Here is a 16,878-nt window from a genome sequence, read left to right on the forward strand (position 1 = left end):
TTCAGGAAACACGATGTCCGATCACAGCACGCCCGAATCCGCCAGCGTTGAACTTCTCGCGAAAGGCAAACGTTATTACGTGCCGGTGTACCAGCCGCGCGAGATGATTCTCGATCACGGACTTGGCTCGCGCGTGTGGGATCTCGACGGACGCGAGTACGTCGATTTTGGTGCCGGTATCGCGGTCAATGCGCTCGGCCATCAGGCGCCGGAGTTGGTCGAGGCGCTGGTCACGCAAGCGCATAAACTCTGGCATACCAGTAACGTCTATTACAGTGAACCGCCGTTGCGCCTGGCCGAAGAATTGGTGGAGGCATCGGGTTTTGCCGAGCGCGTTTTTCTGTGTAACTCCGGCACGGAAGCGAACGAGGCCGCGATCAAATTGATACGGCGTTGGGCGACCGCGCAAGGTCGCCCGCCTTCGAAGCGCGATATCGTGACCTTTCAAGGTTCGTTCCACGGTCGTACGCTCGCTGCCGTCACTGCCACGGCGCAGCCGAAATATCAGCAAGGTTACGAACCGTTGCCCGGCGGTTTTCGGTATTGCGCGTTCAGCGATTTTGATGCCATCGAGGCGCTCATGGATGACGGCGTCGCCGCGATTCTGGTCGAACCGATTCAGGGCGAGGGCGGCGTGCAGCCGACAACGCCCGGTTTCCTGCGGCACCTGCGCGAACTCTGCGACCGGCACGGCGCGTTGCTGGTGCTCGATGAAATCCAGTGCGGCATGGGTCGCACCGGCAAGCTGTTTGCCCACGAGTGGGAACAGGTCACGCCAGATATCGTGACCTTGGCCAAGGCGCTCGGCTGCGGCATGCCGATTGGCGCGATGCTGGTCGGCAACAAAGCGGCGGAGGTCATGCAATACGGCGCACACGGCAGCACCTTCGGCGGCAATCCGCTCGCTGCCGCAGTCGCGCGTGTGGCACTGGCGCGCTTGCGTTCGCCCGAGCTGATGACAAATGTCGAACGGCAGGCACACGCGTTACGTGCAGGTCTCGAACGGATCAATGCCGAGACGAATCTTTTCACGGAGATACGCGGACGTGGCCTGATGATCGGCGCTGAACTCGTTGATGCGTACAAGGGCCGCGCCGGCGAGATTCTCGATCACGCCCAGCAACATGGACTGCTGGTCCTGCAGGCGGGGCCGAACGTTTTGCGTTTTGTCCCGGCGTTAAACATTGACGATGCAACGATTGCTGATGGGCTGCAGAAATTACGCGCCGCGTTGCGTGTATTTCATAAGTAATTGCAATTGCCGTGTTTCGCTCGGCCCCCCATCACATAGAGCGCATGGACATCCTCCTATCAAACCCTGTAGTGTGCGCTCTAAGTCTGAGTTTATATCAGCCTTGAGATTTAGTAGTGCCGAGGTCTGCGCCCAGTAAAAAATGCCTTCTGAGTCCATCAAGACCGCATGCTTGTGGGAATCGATCAACAGTCTGCTAAGCGTGCCGGGCGCTTGATCATGGCTAGCGGTAGCACGATTGCGTTCATTCTTTGATTGGGGTACTTCATGAATAGCTCGATATATCGTTTCAAGCATCTGTTAATCGGCGCTCTTGCGACGTTCAGTGTGATGGCAGGCGCCGTCACGGCGATGGATGCAAGTTCAAGCACTACATCCTCGCCGAGTGTTGTGCAAGCGGTTAATTCCAAGGGTGAGTTGATCGGTATTCCAACCCCCATGGGCAAAGGCACCGTAGAATCCGTCGCTACCATCATGGCGCGTGAATCTGGCGCACCGGTATTGCTGCAGGAAACGGAAGCCGACGCCGACATCAACTACTCGCCTTACGCAGACCGCGTTCGTGCGCAGAATCCAGCCTCTGCCTTCGTCTCAACCTGGCCGATCCCGGACAAATCACATGGGCCGGCGAAGTCCGTCAGTCCCAAAGTGCCACAAACTGCAGGAATTAATTTCACGGCGGCGACCTTGGACGATTCAGGTTCGGTGCCGCCAGACACAATGGGCGCTATTGGGCCGCAACAATTCATTGCTTTTGTCAACGGCAGGATACGCAGCTTCAACAAGACGACCGGTGTCGTCGATGGGGCGATCAACACTAGTGGTGACAATTTTTTTGCCTCCGTTCGCAGCGCAGGTACGAGCGATCCGCGCATTCGTTTTGATCGTCTGACGCACCGCTGGTTTGTGGTAATGATTGACGTGGGTGCTCCCAATCGAGTTTTGGTGGCAGTCAGCAACGGCCCGCTGATTACAGCGCAAAGCAGTTTTACGTTTTTCCAGTTTGCCCAGGATCAGGCGCCGCCTCTGGGTAATCCGGGGTGCTTGATGGACTACCCGTCGATCGGTATTGATGCCAATGCGATTTACGTTGGCGGTAATTTATTCAACAATGGCAATGCTGCATGCCCTGCGGGTTTCCAGGGTGCCGTCGCATTTGTTATCCAAAAATCTTCGGTGCTCGGCGTCGGTCCGATCGTGGTCAGCGCATTTCGCGGATTGTCGGGCCCAGCCCCATTTACCGATCCCGCACAGGGTGATTCTGTCACACCACAAGGCGTCGACAACGATGATCCAGCTGCGACCGATGGCTTTTTTGTTGCGGACAGCAATAATTTTGCCGGCATACTGAATTTACGCCGTGTCAGCAATCCAGGCGGTACGCCGACGCTGTCTGCGGATATACCGATTACCGTGCCCAATAATAATGTTCCGATCAAGGTTGATCATCTCGGCAATAACCATCCTGGCAGTACTTTCAACGGCAACTTGGACGGAAATGACACACGCCCGATCCAATCACGCATTGTCAACGGCAGTATCTACACCTCGCAAGGCGTGGCGTGCGATAACACGGGTGTTTCTACCGGTACAGCCAGTGATAACCGCGATGGCGTGCGCTTTTACCAGATCGGCTCGCTCGATACGTCGCCAACGTTGATTCAGGCCGGCACGATTTTCGATCCCGCGGCAACCAATCCGCTGTTTTATACCTATGGTTCGATCGCGGTCAGCGGACAGGGACATGCTGCCCTGTCTTTCACTTCGGTAGGTGTGACAAGTTACGCCAACGGAGCAATGACTGGCCGCTTGTCGTCTGACCCTGCTGGTTTCACCAATACCCCGGTGACCGTCACGGCCGCGACGGTTCCTTACAACCCCACATTCGATTTGGGAACAACCCGAGCACGGCGCTGGGGAGACTATTCCGCGATTTCGATCGACCCCGATGACAACATGACCCTGTGGGGTGTCTCGGAATATACCGATAGCACTTCGAACGGGGGCGGATGGGGTGTGAAGGTCACGCAACTCTTGGCACCAGCGCCAGCCACGCCATCCAGTGCGAGCCCATCCTTCGCTGTGCAAGGCTCCGTGGTTAACGTCACGATCAACGGAACTTCTGTTGCAGGCACGGGGTTTTACGATCCCGGCACAGGTTTCCCCAAACATATTTCGGCTAGTGTCAGTGGTAGCAATGTTTCAGTATTAAGCGCTACCTACAGCAATGCTCAGTCGGTACAGTTGTCTCTTTCCGTCGGCAACAGTGCGGCAACGGGGCCACGCAATATCTTGATCAAGAATCCTGATGGGCAAAGCGCGACGGGTGTAGGCATCTTCACGGTTAACGCGGGTGCATGTCCTTTGGCGGACGTGACCCCGGCATCTATCCCGAATGGTCAAGTCGGTGATAGTTACAATCAGGCATTCGCTGTTAGTGGCGGTTCGGGTACATATACGTTCTCCTCCAGCGGCACACTTCCTGGGGGCACGTCGTTGTCGGCTGCAGGCGTTCTATCCGGCACCTTGACCGTAAATGGAGTTTTCAATTTTTCGATTGTCGCCTCGAATGGCAGCTGTAACGTGGTTCGTGCCTATACGGTAGCGGTCAAGACCAACTCGCTTGCAGTCGTCAGTGGCACTCCACAAAGTGCGTTGGCCAATGCGGCTTTCCCGAGCCCACTGGTGGCTGTTGTGACAGACAGTGATGGCAACCCGGTGAGCGGCGTACCTGTTACGTTTAGTGCACCGAATAGTGGGGCGAGTGGAACTTTTCCTGGTGCCAGCCTGACCGCTATCGCCAATACCAACGGGATTGGTGTGGCTAGTTCTCCGGTGTTTACGGCGAATGCTACTCTGGGCACCTATGTGGTGACGGCGAGTATTTCGGGCCCGGCTGCGCCGGTCAGTTACAACCTCTCCAACGTCGCTCCGCTGATTGTGACCAATCTCAACGATTCTGGACCAGGCTCTTTGCGTCAAACGCTTATCGATGTCGGCAGTGGGGGAGGCGTTGCATTTCAGATAGGCTTGACCGGCACGATTACGCTGACCACTGGCCAGTTGGCTATCAACAAGAGCGTGAGTATTTTCGGTCCCGGTGCCCGCGTGATTACGGTTAGTGGCAACAATGCCGCTCGCGTATTCACTATTGGTGCCGCCACGGTAAGCATCTCCGGTTTGACCGTGAGTAATGGTAGTGCCGCCAGTGGTGCGGGTATTCAGATCAATGGCGGCACGGTGTCACTTACCGACATGAGCATAGTCAATAATGTTGCGCTCTCAGGAAGTCTCGGTGGAGGAATCGATAACGAATCGGGTGGTGTTGTGACGATTCTGCGCTGCACGATCGCCAATAACAGCGTCGCAGGAACGAACAGTAGCAGCCGTGGTGGTGGTATCGAAAATCAAGGCACGTCGATGACTATCACCAACAGTACCGTCACGGGCAACACGGTAGGTGGCGGCAAAGGTGGCGCTCTGCGTAACGGTGGTGGCGCGACGTTCACATCTATCAACACCACGTTTACGAACAATGCAGCGACAACGGCCACCGGTGCTGGCGGTAATCTTTCCGTTCTCAATGGTGCTGTGAATCTAAGCAATACGATTGTCGCGGGCGGTACAGCTACAACCCACCCGGATCTTGATGGTGCCTTTGTGTCACAAGATTACAACTTGCTGCAGAGTTTTGCGGGTGCCACCATCACCGGCACTACGACGAACAACATTACCGGGGTCAGTCCGAATCTGGCAGCGTTGGCCAACAACGGCGGGCAGACCGATACGCAATTGCCAAATGTGGGCAGCCCGGTGATCGACAAAGGCGGTGCGGGCGTTAATGCGGATCAACGCGGTATCAGTCGTCCGTTCGATGATCCATCGATCACCAACGCCACGGGTGGCAATGGCTCTGATATCGGTGCAGTAGAGCTCCAATCAACCGACGTTATCTTCCGCGACGGTTTCGAGGGTCCATAAACCCTGTAGTCTGTGAAAAAAAGCCCGGGCTTTGGCCTGGGCTTTTTTTGTGCATCAGTCAGCCAGCGAAACTCGTCAGTATTATTGCCGTACAATTTTAGAGCCTGTTCAAAGTCTCAATCTATGAGACCGGCGTGCTGATACTGGCGGAATGAGATCAACCTATCCGAGTGACATCAGTCGCGCCCAGTTTGAGCAAATTCATCCTTTGCTGGAAAGCGCACGCAAGAAGACCAGCCCGCGTCGGGTGGATCTGTACGAGGTATTTTGCGCGGTCCGCTACCTCCTCAAAAGCGGCTGCCAGTGGCGCATGCTGCCCACGGAGTTTCCGAAATGGCGAACGGTGCATTCGTACTTTTCGATCTGGAGCGAGCCTGACGAGAACGGCATCAGCCTGCTGGAGCGGGCGTTAAAAAAATCAGGTGGGCGCGGTGCGTATCAAGCAGGGGCGCAACGCCATGACGAGCTTCTTGATCGTTGATGCACAAAGCGTAAAGAACACCGACACGGCGACGCATAAGGGCTACGATGCCGGCAAGAAGGTCTCGGGGATCAAGCGGCATATTGCCGTGGATACGCAGGGACTGCCTCACGCTATTGCGGTGACTACAGCGGAAGTCACCGATCGCAAGGGCGCCTTGCAGGCGATGGATCGATGTCAGGCAAACCTACATCGGGTACAAAGTGTCCTAGCGGATGGCGGCTACGTCGGCCAGCCCTTTGCCGAAGCGGTCCAAGGCGCCATCGGTGCCACCGTGCAGATCGCCCAACGCAATGAATTGCATACCTTCGCCGTTATCCCGAAGCGGTGGGTGGTCGAGCGCTCCTTCGCCTGGTTGGAGAAATGCCGACGACTCTGGAAGAACTGCGAGCGCAAGCTCAATACCAGCCTCCAGTTCATTGTAGTGGTCAACTAATTTCGGACACCCCGCTAGGGCAGTTCAGGCTGCGGCTCGTTCGTACTCGTTGGGCGAGCGATAGCCGAGTGTGGAGTGCAGCCGAGTGGCGTTGTAGAAGTTGACGATGTAGTTGGTGATGTCGTTGATCGCTTCGGACGCGTTGGCGTAATCGCGCTGCCAGACGCGCTCCATTTTCAGGTTCAGGAAGAAGCGTTCCATGACCGCGTTATCCCAGCAGTTGCCCTTGCGACTCATGCTGCTGAGTAGTCCGTGATCGGCCAGCAACTGACGATGAAGTGCGCTGGCGTATTGGCTGCCGCGGTCGGAATGCATGATCAGGCCAGGCTTGGGTTGGCGCGCCGCGATGGCCATTTGCAGCGCCGCACACACCAGTTCGGCCGGCAGGGTCGGCGCCATGGCCCAGCCCACGATCTTGCGCGAGAACAGATCCAGCACGGCGGCCAGATAGAGCCAGCCACGGCGCGTGCGGATGTAGGTGATGTCCGCCACCCACGCGCGGTCGGTGGCGACGGGGTTGAATTGGCGCTGCAGCACATTGCCGGCGATCGGCAAGGCATGCGCGCTGTTCGTGGTGGCCACGAACTGACGTTTCCAGTGCGTGCGCAGCCCGTGACGCTTCATCAGACGGCGCACGCGATGACGCCCGAGCGTCAGGCCTTGGGTACGCAAGGCCGCACACAGTCGCCGACTACCATAGTTGCCGCCGCTGGCATGGAACGCGGACTTCAGATGCACACTGGTCGAGCAGAGGACGGGGGCCGTCTGCGCACGCTGGCGGGCGGCATAGAAGCCCGAACGGCTGACCTGGAACAAACGGCATAAGCGGGTGATGCCGGCCTCCGGTTGCCAGTGAGTGATCGTGCGGTAGATCACTTCAGTTCCCGGGCAAAGAAGGCCGACGCTTTTTTTAGCAAGTCGTTGTCCTCGCGCAATCGCCGATTCTCGATCTCCAACTGGCGAATACGTTGCTGTTCAGCCGTCAGCGGTTTGCCCAGGCCAGCACCGCCAGCCTGCTCGGCGGCGTATTGCTCCCGCCAGCGGCGCACGGCGCTGTCGACCAGGTTCATGTCGCGGCAGACCTGGGCCACGCTCAGGCCTTGGTCTCGAATCATTTGAACTACTTGCAGTTTGAAGGCTGCATCAAAGCTGCGACGGGCGGATCGGTTCATATCGTTTGTCCTCGTTGGGGGAATGATCCCCTATCGAGGTGTCCGTTAGAATTAGACCAGTACACATTCACCTTGCCTTCCTCACGCTACTGCTCAAAAGACTTTGAACAGGTTCTTAAAGGCTGAGCTTGCTGCCGTGAGCGTATCAGCGATGTCGTTTTCGTCGTGCGCCGCCGAGATAAATCCGGCCTCGAACGCCGACGGCGCGAGGTACACGCCGCGCGCCAGCATTCCGTGGAAAAAACGATTGAACGCGGGGATATCGCAAGCGGTGGCTTGCTGGTAGGTTTCGACGTGCTCCGAGGTAAAAAACAAGCCGAACATGCCGCAGGTGCGCGTGATCGAAAACGGCACGCCGGCATCGGTGGCGACAGCGAGCAAACCATCCGTGAGCAGGCGCGTCTTGCGATGTAGCTCGTCGTAAAATCCGGGCTGCTCGACCAGTGCTAGCGTGGCGAGTCCAGCAGCCATCGCCACGGGATTTCCCGATAAGGTGCCGGCTTGATAAACCGGGCCGCTCGGCGCGATTTTTTCCATGATGTCGCGGCGTCCGCCATAAGCGCCGACCGGCATGCCGCCGCCAATGATCTTGCCGAACGTGGAGAGATCCGGGGTGACACCGTACAACTGCTGCGCACCGCCGAGCGCGACACGGAAACCGGTCATTACTTCATCGAATACGAGCAAGATGCCATGTTGCGTGCACAGATCGCGCAACCCCTGCAGATAACCATCGCGCGGCAGGATGCAATTCATGTTGCCGGCGATCGGCTCGATGATGACGCAGGCAACTTCATCACCGATCTTGGCGAACAAATCTTTCGCGGCATCCAGATCGTTGTACGGCAAGGTCAAAGTCAGGTCGGCCAATTCCTTCGGTACGCCCGGCGAATTCGGCACGCCGAGCGTGAGTGCGCCCGAACCGGCCTTGACCAGAAACGCGTCGCCGTGGCCGTGATAACAGCCTTCGAACTTGATGATTTTTTCGCGGCTGGTAAATCCGCGCGCGAGTCGGATCGCGGCCATCGTGGCTTCGGTGCCGGAGTTGACCATGCGCACCATTTGCAGCGATGGCACCAGTCGACACAGCGTATCGGCCATCGTCACTTCGAGCGGATTCGGCGTGCCGAACGATAGTCCGTCGCGTGCGGTTTTCAGTACGGCTTCGAGCACGCTCGGCGGATTGTGGCCGGCGATCATCGGCCCCCATGAGCCGATATAGTCGATGTAGCGTTTGCCCTCGACATCCCACAGATACGCACCTTGCGCACGCTGTGTGAAAAACGGTTCGCCGCCGACCGATTTGAACGCGCGCACCGGCGAGTTCACGCCGCCTGGAATATTTTTCAGCGCACGCTGGAACAGTTCGTGATTCGTGTTCATGGTTAAACCTTGTGATGGATTCGAAAGAAGCGATCGGGTTTGATGTCCGACGATTCGGTGATGAATGATTGAAAGCCCGGTGACTCAGACCGAAGCAAAAAGCCGCACATATTTGCGCGCAGCGATGGCCGTATCGGTTGCGCCGAAAATGCCGGAAATTACGGCGAGATAATCGGCGCCCGCCTGAATAAGGCTCGCGCCATTCTCCGCAGTTATGCCGCCGATGGCTACCAACGGCAGGCCGAATTCGTGCGCGGCGATCAATAGCTCAGGTGTGGCGCGACGTGCGGCGGGTTTCGTCGGTGAATCGAAAAAACTGCCGAAGGCAAGATAGCTTGCGCCGCGCTGCGCAAGTTCGCGCGCGTATTGCAGCGAGTCGTAACACGAAACGCCGACGATCGCGTTCGTGCCGAGTTGTGCGCGTGCGCTGGCAATGTCGATATCGTCTTCGCCGAGATGCACGCCCGCGGCGCGGACTTCAGCAGCGAGCGCGACGTCATCGTTGATGATCAACGGCACAGCGTAGCGCACGCAAAGTTTCTGCAAAGCCTCGGCCTCGTTACGACGACGATCGCCATCATTACTTTTGTCGCGATATTGCAGCAGCATCGCACCGGCATCGAGCGCGGCCTCGACGCGCGCCAGCAAATCGTCACGAGGCCCATCGGTAATGGCATACAGGCCGCGATTCGCCGGATTCAGCACGATACTTTTCCTTTGCGCCTTTCGCGCATGCGCAACACCTGCGAAAATGGGGGCATCAGAATACTTCCGGATACTCAGTAATGACTCAAACAACTTCCACGCTCGATGCCGACGTGCCTTTTCGGACCTTCATGTGCGTGGTCTGCGGCTTTATCTACGACGAAGCCGAGGGGTGGCCCGCAGATGGCATCGAACCCGGTACGCGCTGGGACGATGTGCCAGAAACCTGGACTTGCCCCGATTGTGGCGTGACCAAGGCCGATTTTGAAATGATGCAGGTTGCTTGATCTGCGCTGTTGGCGCTGCTCGCTCAATTTAGCCGGGCCGGGACGCTGCTGATTTCTGCAAGCTGCAGTCGTATGGCATCGGCGTCGGCTGCAGTTGGTTCCAGCTTCAGATAACGACGCAGATCCTCACGCGCTGCGCCGATGTGTTCCAGACGCAGATACAGCAAGCCGCGGTCGCGATATTCCTCGTGCTGGTGCGGATCTACGCTGAGCAAGCGATCGCTGCAGCGTACTGCGCGCGCCAAATCTTCGCGTTCGCTATATACCGCTTTCAGGTTGCGCAGCATGCGCGTGAGAATGGCGCGGTGGCTGGCCGGTTCGAGCATGCGCGCGAGATGGTGATCGTCGATTTCCCGCGCCGCATCGAAGTAGCCTTGAGCACGTGACCGTAGCTCGGTTTCGTCGAGCGAGCGGCCTTTCTGATACGGGTCGAGCACAATCAGCCCATCGTCCACGGGCAGTCGCACCAAAAAGTGACCGGGAAACGAAACGCCTTGCAGCGGGATGTCCAGCCGTTGCGCCAGTTCCAATTGCACCACGGCCAGCGAGATCGGATTGCCGATGCGGCGATCGAGCACGTCATTGAGATAGCTGTTGCGCGGGTCGTAGTAGTCGACCTCGTTGCCGGCAAAGCCGACTTCCTCGAATAAAAATCGATTCAGATGTTGTAGCTGTGCGGCGGGCAGCAATGCGGGCGACAGCTCGGTGCGCAGCTGGCGAAAATAGCCATCGATGCGTGCCTCGTATTCCGCCGCTGCCAACTGTGGGTATTCGTCTTGGGCGATCAGCAGAGCCGTGCGAAACAGCGGAATTTCCTCATCCTCGACCAGATTCAATTGCAGCCACGAATTGTCCATGCGCTTCTCTCCGGCAGGCCCAATGGGTTGATTCGATCTTACGCGAAACCTGTGCGATGCAGTCAATAGGGTTGCCCGGGAAAACGCCTCGAAGCGTCATGTTTGTTCCATGCCGGCATGATGTACTGCATCTGCCAAAATCAGCCGGATGCAGGATCGTGAAACAATTTGTGCCAATGACCGACGAGATGTTGTTTCAACGCGCTGCCCTGGGGGAAATACCGGTGCCGTACCAATACGGTCTTTATTGCCTGCACTGACTGAGCGCCGCTAGAGATCAAGAGTCTGCATCTTTCGCTCTGGCGAGTGCCGCTGTCTGCGCCAATTCATCGACGCTTATTGATGAATCGTCAACTCGTCTCCAGGCTTGACACCGAGTTTTTCGGCGCTGCCGCCATTGAGTTCCAAGACGTACTGCGCCGCGCCGGTACTCGGATATATCGGGCATTGGTTATCGTTTGACAGGCAGGGCGGCACGCGTTGCTGCACATTGACCAATTTGCGGTTGGCGTCGAAGTAGAAGATGTCGAGCGAGATATGCGTGTTTTTCATCCAGAACGTTTGCCGTGTTGCGTCCGGAAACACAAACAGCATGCCGTGATCCGAGCTCATGACGTCGCGAAACATCAATCCCTGCGCTTGTGAAGCGGGATCCTTGGCCAGCTCGACCGAGAAATGCTTGCCCTTGAGCTCAACGCTGCCGCTAGGTAAATCCGCGCTATGACCGATGCCGGTAAAGATTGCGCCGAGCGCAAGAAAGCCGAGAACTGTTTTGCGAGCCATGCAATTGTCCGATAGTGGATAAAGTGGTGTTGGAATCTTATCAGCTAGCGCAAGCCGATTAACAAGGCTACCGCGAGGAAATTGCTCGCTGAAAACCGACGGAGCTGCACATGCGCAGCGCAGAAATTCGACGAGTTTCCGTGCGATTTAAAAAAACCTCTATGCAAACGAAAGCGTGTCCGCTAGTATGCGCGGCCCTGCAGAGGAGCGGCGTCGAAGGCGGGTTGAGTCGGCGCGATTTGTAGGGGGAGATTGATGAGCGTTTGGTTGGAACCTGGGTTGCGAAATTTGCGAAACAGGGTGTTGACGAAGCGTGATTTGGGTGTATGATGTGCGGCTCCCTGGGACGAAATGTTTCGGGTGCGAATAGCGGAAACGCGGTTCGCTGAAGTCGAAAAGTTCTTTGACAGTATGCGCAGGTGAATTGTGTGGGCGCCTTGCAGTGGACGATGTCCATCGAGAAAAAAAGCAAGAGCGTCCCAAGCCTTAAATTGAGTAATCAAAAAACAGCTTGGGGTCACTCTCTAAAAGTTTGGTTCTTCGGAACCAGTAAGTTCAACTGAAGAGTTTGATCCTGGCTCAGAGTGAACGCTGGCGGCATGCCTAACACATGCAAGTCGAACGGTAACAGGCCCGCAAGGGTGCTGACGAGTGGCGGACGGGTGAGGAATACATAGGAATCTGCCCTATCGTGGGGGATAACGTAGGGAAACTTACGCTAATACCGCATACGACCGAGAGGTGAAAGCGGGGGACCGCAAGGCCTCGCGCGATGGGATGAGCCTATGTCGGATTAGCTAGTTGGCGGGGTAAGAGCCCACCAAGGCGACGATCCGTAGCTGGTCTGAGAGGATGATCAGCCACACTGGGACTGAGACACGGCCCAGACTCCTACGGGAGGCAGCAGTGGGGAATATTGGACAATGGGGGCAACCCTGATCCAGCAATGCCGCGTGTGTGAAGAAGGCCTTCGGGTTGTAAAGCACTTTTACCAGGAACGAAACGCGCCGGATTAATACTTTGGCGAACTGACGGTACCTGGGGAATAAGCACCGGCTAACTTCGTGCCAGCAGCCGCGGTAATACGAAGGGTGCAAGCGTTACTCGGAATTACTGGGCGTAAAGCGTGCGTAGGTGGCTTGTTAAGTCGAATGTGAAAGCCCCGGGCTCAACCTGGGAATGGCATCCGATACTGGCAAGCTAGAGTTCGATAGAGGGTAGTGGAATTCCAGGTGTAGCGGTGAAATGCGTAGAGATCTGGAGGAACATCAGTGGCGAAGGCGGCTACCTGGATCAGAACTGACACTGAGGCACGAAAGCGTGGGGAGCAAACAGGATTAGATACCCTGGTAGTCCACGCCCTAAACGATGCCGACTGGACGTTGGGAGGAACTCGCCTCTCAGTGTCGAAGCTAACGCGTTAAGTCGGCCGCCTGGGGAGTACGGTCGCAAGACTGAAACTCAAAGGAATTGACGGGGGCCCGCACAAGCGGTGGAGTATGTGGTTTAATTCGATGCAACGCGAAGAACCTTACCTGGCCTTGACATCCACGGAACTTACCAGAGATGGTTTGGTGCCTTCGGGAACCGTGAGACAGGTGCTGCATGGCTGTCGTCAGCTCGTGTCGTGAGATGTTGGGTTAAGTCCCGCAACGAGCGCAACCCTTGTCCTTAGTTGCCAGCACGTAATGGTGGGAACTCTAAGGAGACTGCCGGTGACAAACCGGAGGAAGGTGGGGATGACGTCAAGTCATCATGGCCCTTACGGCCAGGGCTACACACGTACTACAATGGTCGGTACAGAGGGTTGCAATACCGCGAGGTGGAGCCAATCCCAGAAAGCCGATCTCAGTCCGGATCGGAGTCTGCAACTCGACTCCGTGAAGTCGGAATCGCTAGTAATCGCGAATCAGCATTGTCGCGGTGAATACGTTCCCGGGCCTTGTACACACCGCCCGTCACACCATGGGAGTCTGTTGCACCAGAAGCAGGTAGCTTAACCTTCGGGAGGGCGCTTGCCACGGTGTGGCCGATGACTGGGGTGAAGTCGTAACAAGGTAGCCGTATCGGAAGGTGCGGCTGGATCACCTCCTTTCGAGTATGACACGCCGCTTCAAGGCGCCCACACAAGACACCTGCAATCCAGAGTCGAATCCGTTAGCGCGGAGCGATTCGTCCCCTAAATGGGGCCATAGCTCAGCTGGGAGAGCACCTGCTTTGCAAGCAGGGGGTCGTCGGTTCGATCCCGACTGGCTCCACCACCCGGCGATCGCGCCGGCTGAGATATAGGCACGTAGCAAGTAACGATGGGTCTGTAGCTCAGGTGGTTAGAGCGCGCCCCTGATAAGGGCGAGGTCGGTGGTTCGAGTCCTCCCAGACCCACCATCTGAAAGACACTCTGGATTGATAGCGCATACTAAAGAATTTTTATACGGACAGACGTTGAAGTCTGTCCGTGCTCTTTGACAACTTGGGACGTAATAAGCGTTTGGGGCTCTAACGAGCTGCTTACGTGTCGTTTTGAGGCATAGGCGAATGAGGCCAGTAGCTTCAGGTGGCTTGATGGAGGAATCCATGGAGGCAGATTGAGGTTATATGGTCAAGCGAATAAGCGCATACGGTGGATGCCTTGGCGGTAAGAGGCGAAGAAGGACGTGGCAGCCTGCGAAAAGCCTCGGGGAGCTGGCAACAAGCTTTGATCCGGGGATGTCCGAATGGGGAAACCCACCCAGCAATGGGTATCTGTATCTGAATACATAGGGTATGGAAGCGAACCGAGGGAACTGAAATATCTCATTACCTCGAGGAAAAGAAATCAACCGAGATTCCCCAAGTAGTGACGAGCGAACGGGGATTAGCCCAAAAGTCGATTAAGTTCTAGTGGAATGCTCTGGAAAGTGCAGCCATAGACGGTGATAGCCCGGTACGCAAAAGGGCTTAGTCGATGATAAATGAGTAGGGCGGGGCACGTGAAACCCTGTCTGAACATGGGGGGACCATCCTCCAAGGCTAAATACTACTTACCGACCGATAGTGAACCAGTACCGTGAGGGAAAGGCGAAAAGAACCCCGGTGAGGGGAGTGAAATAGATCCTGAAACCGTATGCGTACAAGCAGTGGAAGCTCCTTCGTGGAGTGACTGCGTACCTTTTGTATAATGGGTCAGCGACTTACGTTGTGTGGCGAGCTTAACCGTCTAGGGGAGGCGAAGGGAAACCGAGTCTGAATAGGGCGCATAGTCGCACGGCGTAGACCCGAAACTGAGTGATCTATCCATGGCCAGGGTGAAGGTGCGGTAACACGCACTGGAGGCCCGAACTCACATCTGTTGAAAAAGATGGGGATGAGCTGTGGATAGGAGTGAAAGGCTAAACAAACTCAGAGATAGCTGGTTCTCCTCGAAAGCTATTTAGGTAGCGCCTCGTGTATCACTGCTGGGGGTAGAGCACTGTTATGGCTAGGGGGTCATCACGACTTACCAACCCATGGCAAACTCCGAATACCAGCACGTGCGAGCACGGGAGACACACGGCGGGTGCGAACGTCCGTCGTGAAAAGGGAAACAACCCAGACCGTCAGCTAAGGTCCCAAAATCATGGCTCAGTGGGAAACGATGTAGGAAGGCTAAAACAGCCAGGAGGTTGGCTTAGAAGCAGCCACCCTTTAAAGAAAGCGTAATAGCTCACTGGTCGAGTCGGCCCGCGCGGAAGATTTAACGGGGCTAAGCCATGTACCGAAGCTACGGGTTTATTCGTAAGAATAAGCGGTAGAGGAGCGTTCTGTACGCCTGCGAAGGCAAGTTGTAAGGCTTGCTGGAGGTATCAGAAGTGCGAATGCTGACATGAGTAACGATAAGGGGGGTGAAAAGCCCCCCCGCCGAAAGCCCAAGGTTTCCTAGCGCAACGTTCATCGGCGCAGGGTAAGTCGGTCCCTAAGGCGAGGCAGAAATGCGTAGTCGATGGAAAGCTGGTTAATATTCCAGCACCTCGCGTGACTGCGATGGGGAGACGGAGAAGGTTAGGTGTACCAGGCGTTGGTTGTCCTGGGGAAAGGAGGTAGGCGGAACTCTTAGGCAAATCCGGGAGTTCATACGCCGAGCACTGATACGAGTCCTTATTGGACGAAGTCACTGACACCACGCTTCCAGGAAAATCCTCTAAGCTTCAGGTCACGCAGACCGTACCGCAATCCGACACAGGTAGGCAGGGTGAGAATCCCAAGGCGCTTGAGAGAACTCGGGTGAAGGAACTAGGCAACATAGCACCGTAACTTCGGGAGAAGGTGCGCCCAGAACTGTGGCTACATGCGTAGCTGAGCAGTTTTGGGCCGCAGTGACCAGGCCGCTGCGACTGTTTATCAAAAACACAGCACTCTGCAAACACGAAAGTGGACGTATAGGGTGTGACGCCTGCCCGGTGCTGGAAGGTTAATTGATGGGGTCAGCCGCAAGGCGAAGCTCTTGATCGAAGCCCCAGTAAACGGCGGCCGTAACTATAACGGTCCTAAGGTAGCGAAATTCCTTGTCGGGTAAGTTCCGACCTGCACGAATGGCGTAACGACAGCGGCGCTGTCTCCACCCGAGACTCAGTGAAATTGAAATCGCTGTGAAGATGCAGCGTTCCCGCGGCAAGACGGAAAGACCCCGTGAACCTTTACTATAGCTTTACACTGAACGTTGAGTTCTTCTGTGTAGGATAGGTGGGAGGCTTTGAAGTGCAGGCGCTAGCTTGCATGGAGCCAACCTTGAAATACCACCCTGAAGTGCTTGACGTTCTAACCTAGGCCCGTAATCCGGGTCAGGGACCGTGTATGGTGGGTAGTTTGACTGGGGCGGTCTCCTCCCAAAGAGTAACGGAGGAGCACGAAGGTACGCTCAGCACGGTCGGACATCGTGCAATGTGTGTAATGGCATAAGCGTGCTTGACTGCGAGATCGACGGATCAAGCAGGTACGAAAGTAGGTCATAGTGATCCGGTGGTTCTGTATGGAAGGGCCATCGCTCAACGGATAAAAGGTACTCCGGGGATAACAGGCTGATACCGCCCAAGAGTTCATATCGACGGCGGTGTTTGGCACCTCGATGTCGGCTCATCACATCCTGGGGCTGTAGCCGGTCCCAAGGGTATGGCTGTTCGCCATTTAAAGTGGTACGCGAGCTGGGTTCAGAACGTCGTGAGACAGTTCGGTCCCTATCTGTCGTGGGCGTTGGAGATTTGAGAGGGGCTGCTCCTAGTACGAGAGGACCGGAGTGGACGTATCTCTGGTGTTCCGGTTGTCACGCCAGTGGCATTGCCGGGTAGCTAAATACGGAAACGATAACCGCTGAAAGCATCTAAGCGGGAAGCGCGCCTCAAGATGAGATCTCCCGGAGCTTTAAGCTCCCTAAAGGAACCTTCTAGACTAGGAGGTTGATAGGCAGGGTGTGTATCGCAGCAATGCCGAGCTAACCTGTACTAATGATCCGTGAGGCTTGATCATATAACCTCAAGCTGCCTCTGCCTCAAAATGCATGTAAGTGCCGAAAGAGTTAACCAAACCAAC

9 protein-coding genes, 2 tRNA genes and 2 rRNA genes are annotated in these 16,878 nt (G+C 56.3%); 8 read left to right on the forward strand and 5 right to left on the reverse strand.

Annotated elements, in window-relative coordinates; genetic code table 11:
* Positions 1-13: 13 nt before the first annotated feature.
* The 3 genes from ELE36_RS01955 (at position 14) to ELE36_RS01965 (ending at position 6,150) form a co-directional block, all read left to right on the forward strand.
* Positions 14-1,252, forward strand: a complete 1,239-nt coding sequence (locus tag ELE36_RS01955) for an acetylornithine/succinylornithine family transaminase (protein ID WP_129831496.1) — start codon at positions 14-16, stop codon at positions 1,250-1,252.
* Positions 1,253-1,519: 267 nt separating this feature from the next.
* Positions 1,520-5,233 (forward strand): choice-of-anchor Q domain-containing protein, encoded by a 3,714-nt coding sequence (locus tag ELE36_RS01960; RefSeq protein ID WP_129831497.1) that lies wholly within the window; start codon positions 1,520-1,522, stop codon positions 5,231-5,233.
* Positions 5,234-5,384: 151 nt separating this feature from the next.
* A protein-coding gene (locus ELE36_RS01965) for an IS5 family transposase (RefSeq protein ID WP_165371431.1) occupies positions 5,385-6,150 on the forward strand; the annotation gives its coding sequence in 2 pieces (ribosomal slippage) (positions 5,385-5,645 and positions 5,647-6,150; 765 coding nt in all).
* A gap of 24 nt (positions 6,151-6,174) precedes the next feature.
* Here ELE36_RS01965 and ELE36_RS01970 read toward each other — a convergent pair.
* The 3 genes from ELE36_RS01970 to thiE all read right to left on the reverse strand — a co-directional run bounded on the left by ELE36_RS01970 (position 6,175) and on the right by thiE (position 9,410).
* Positions 6,175-7,322 (reverse strand): IS3 family transposase gene (locus ELE36_RS01970; protein WP_165371432.1). Its coding sequence is split into 2 segments (ribosomal slippage): positions 6,175-7,052 and positions 7,052-7,322, totalling 1,149 coding nucleotides; the frame shifts between segments, so codons are not numbered across the junction.
* A gap of 93 nt (positions 7,323-7,415) precedes the next feature.
* Positions 7,416-8,705, reverse strand: coding sequence for a glutamate-1-semialdehyde 2,1-aminomutase (hemL, locus tag ELE36_RS01975; protein WP_129831499.1), 1,290 nt, complete (start codon positions 8,703-8,705; stop codon positions 7,416-7,418).
* 84 nt (positions 8,706-8,789) lie between these two features.
* Complete coding sequence (gene thiE, locus ELE36_RS01980; protein ID WP_425480887.1) at positions 8,790-9,410, reverse strand: thiamine phosphate synthase; 621 nt, start codon at positions 9,408-9,410, stop codon at positions 8,790-8,792.
* Positions 9,411-9,490: 80 nt separating this feature from the next.
* Between thiE and ELE36_RS01985 the strand changes: the two genes are divergently transcribed.
* A complete protein-coding gene (locus ELE36_RS01985; protein WP_129831500.1) occupies positions 9,491-9,697 on the forward strand; it encodes a rubredoxin in 207 nt (68 codons plus the stop codon).
* Positions 9,698-9,720: 23 nt separating this feature from the next.
* Here ELE36_RS01985 and ELE36_RS01990 read toward each other — a convergent pair whose 3' ends face one another.
* Entirely contained in the window at positions 9,721-10,554 is an 834-nt protein-coding gene (locus ELE36_RS01990; RefSeq protein ID WP_129831501.1) for a SirB1 family protein, read from the reverse strand.
* A gap of 336 nt (positions 10,555-10,890) precedes the next feature.
* Positions 10,891-11,337 carry a DUF192 domain-containing protein gene (locus ELE36_RS01995; protein ID WP_129831502.1) on the reverse strand — a complete coding sequence of 149 codons (447 nt, stop codon included), beginning with the start codon at positions 11,335-11,337 and terminating at the stop codon, positions 10,891-10,893.
* Between the two features lie 556 nt (positions 11,338-11,893).
* Between ELE36_RS01995 and ELE36_RS02000 the strand changes: the two genes are divergently transcribed.
* The 4 genes from ELE36_RS02000 to ELE36_RS02015 all read left to right on the forward strand — a co-directional run bounded on the left by ELE36_RS02000 (position 11,894) and on the right by ELE36_RS02015 (position 16,815).
* Positions 11,894-13,432: ribosomal RNA gene (locus ELE36_RS02000) — 16S ribosomal RNA — on the forward strand.
* A 90-nt stretch (positions 13,433-13,522) separates the two neighbouring features.
* Positions 13,523-13,598: transfer RNA gene (locus ELE36_RS02005), tRNA-Ala, on the forward strand.
* A gap of 47 nt (positions 13,599-13,645) precedes the next feature.
* A tRNA-Ile gene (locus ELE36_RS02010) sits at positions 13,646-13,722 on the forward strand.
* A 212-nt stretch (positions 13,723-13,934) separates the two neighbouring features.
* Positions 13,935-16,815, forward strand: a 23S ribosomal RNA gene (locus ELE36_RS02015).
* The 16S and 23S rRNA genes sit together here with 2 tRNA genes alongside, the layout of an rRNA operon.
* The last annotated feature ends 63 nt before the right edge of the window (positions 16,816-16,878 follow it).

The organism is Pseudolysobacter antarcticus (genome assembly GCF_004168365.1).
In the GTDB taxonomy this organism is placed as follows: Bacteria; Pseudomonadota; Gammaproteobacteria; order Xanthomonadales; family Rhodanobacteraceae; genus Pseudolysobacter; species Pseudolysobacter antarcticus.

Coding starts and splice junctions, on each gene's coding strand:
- ELE36_RS01955 (WP_129831496.1), top strand. CDS start 14: ATGTCCGATCACAGCACGCCCGAATCCGCCAGCGTTGAACTTCTCGCG.
- ELE36_RS01960 (WP_129831497.1), top strand. CDS start 1,520: ATGAATAGCTCGATATATCGTTTCAAGCATCTGTTAATCGGCGCTCTT.
- hemL (WP_129831499.1), bottom strand. CDS start 8,705: ATGAACACGAATCACGAACTGTTCCAGCGTGCGCTGAAAAATATTCCA.
- ELE36_RS01985 (WP_129831500.1), top strand. CDS start 9,491: ATGACTCAAACAACTTCCACGCTCGATGCCGACGTGCCTTTTCGGACC.
- ELE36_RS01990 (WP_129831501.1), bottom strand. CDS start 10,554: ATGGACAATTCGTGGCTGCAATTGAATCTGGTCGAGGATGAGGAAATT.
- ELE36_RS01995 (WP_129831502.1), bottom strand. CDS start 11,337: ATGGCTCGCAAAACAGTTCTCGGCTTTCTTGCGCTCGGCGCAATCTTT.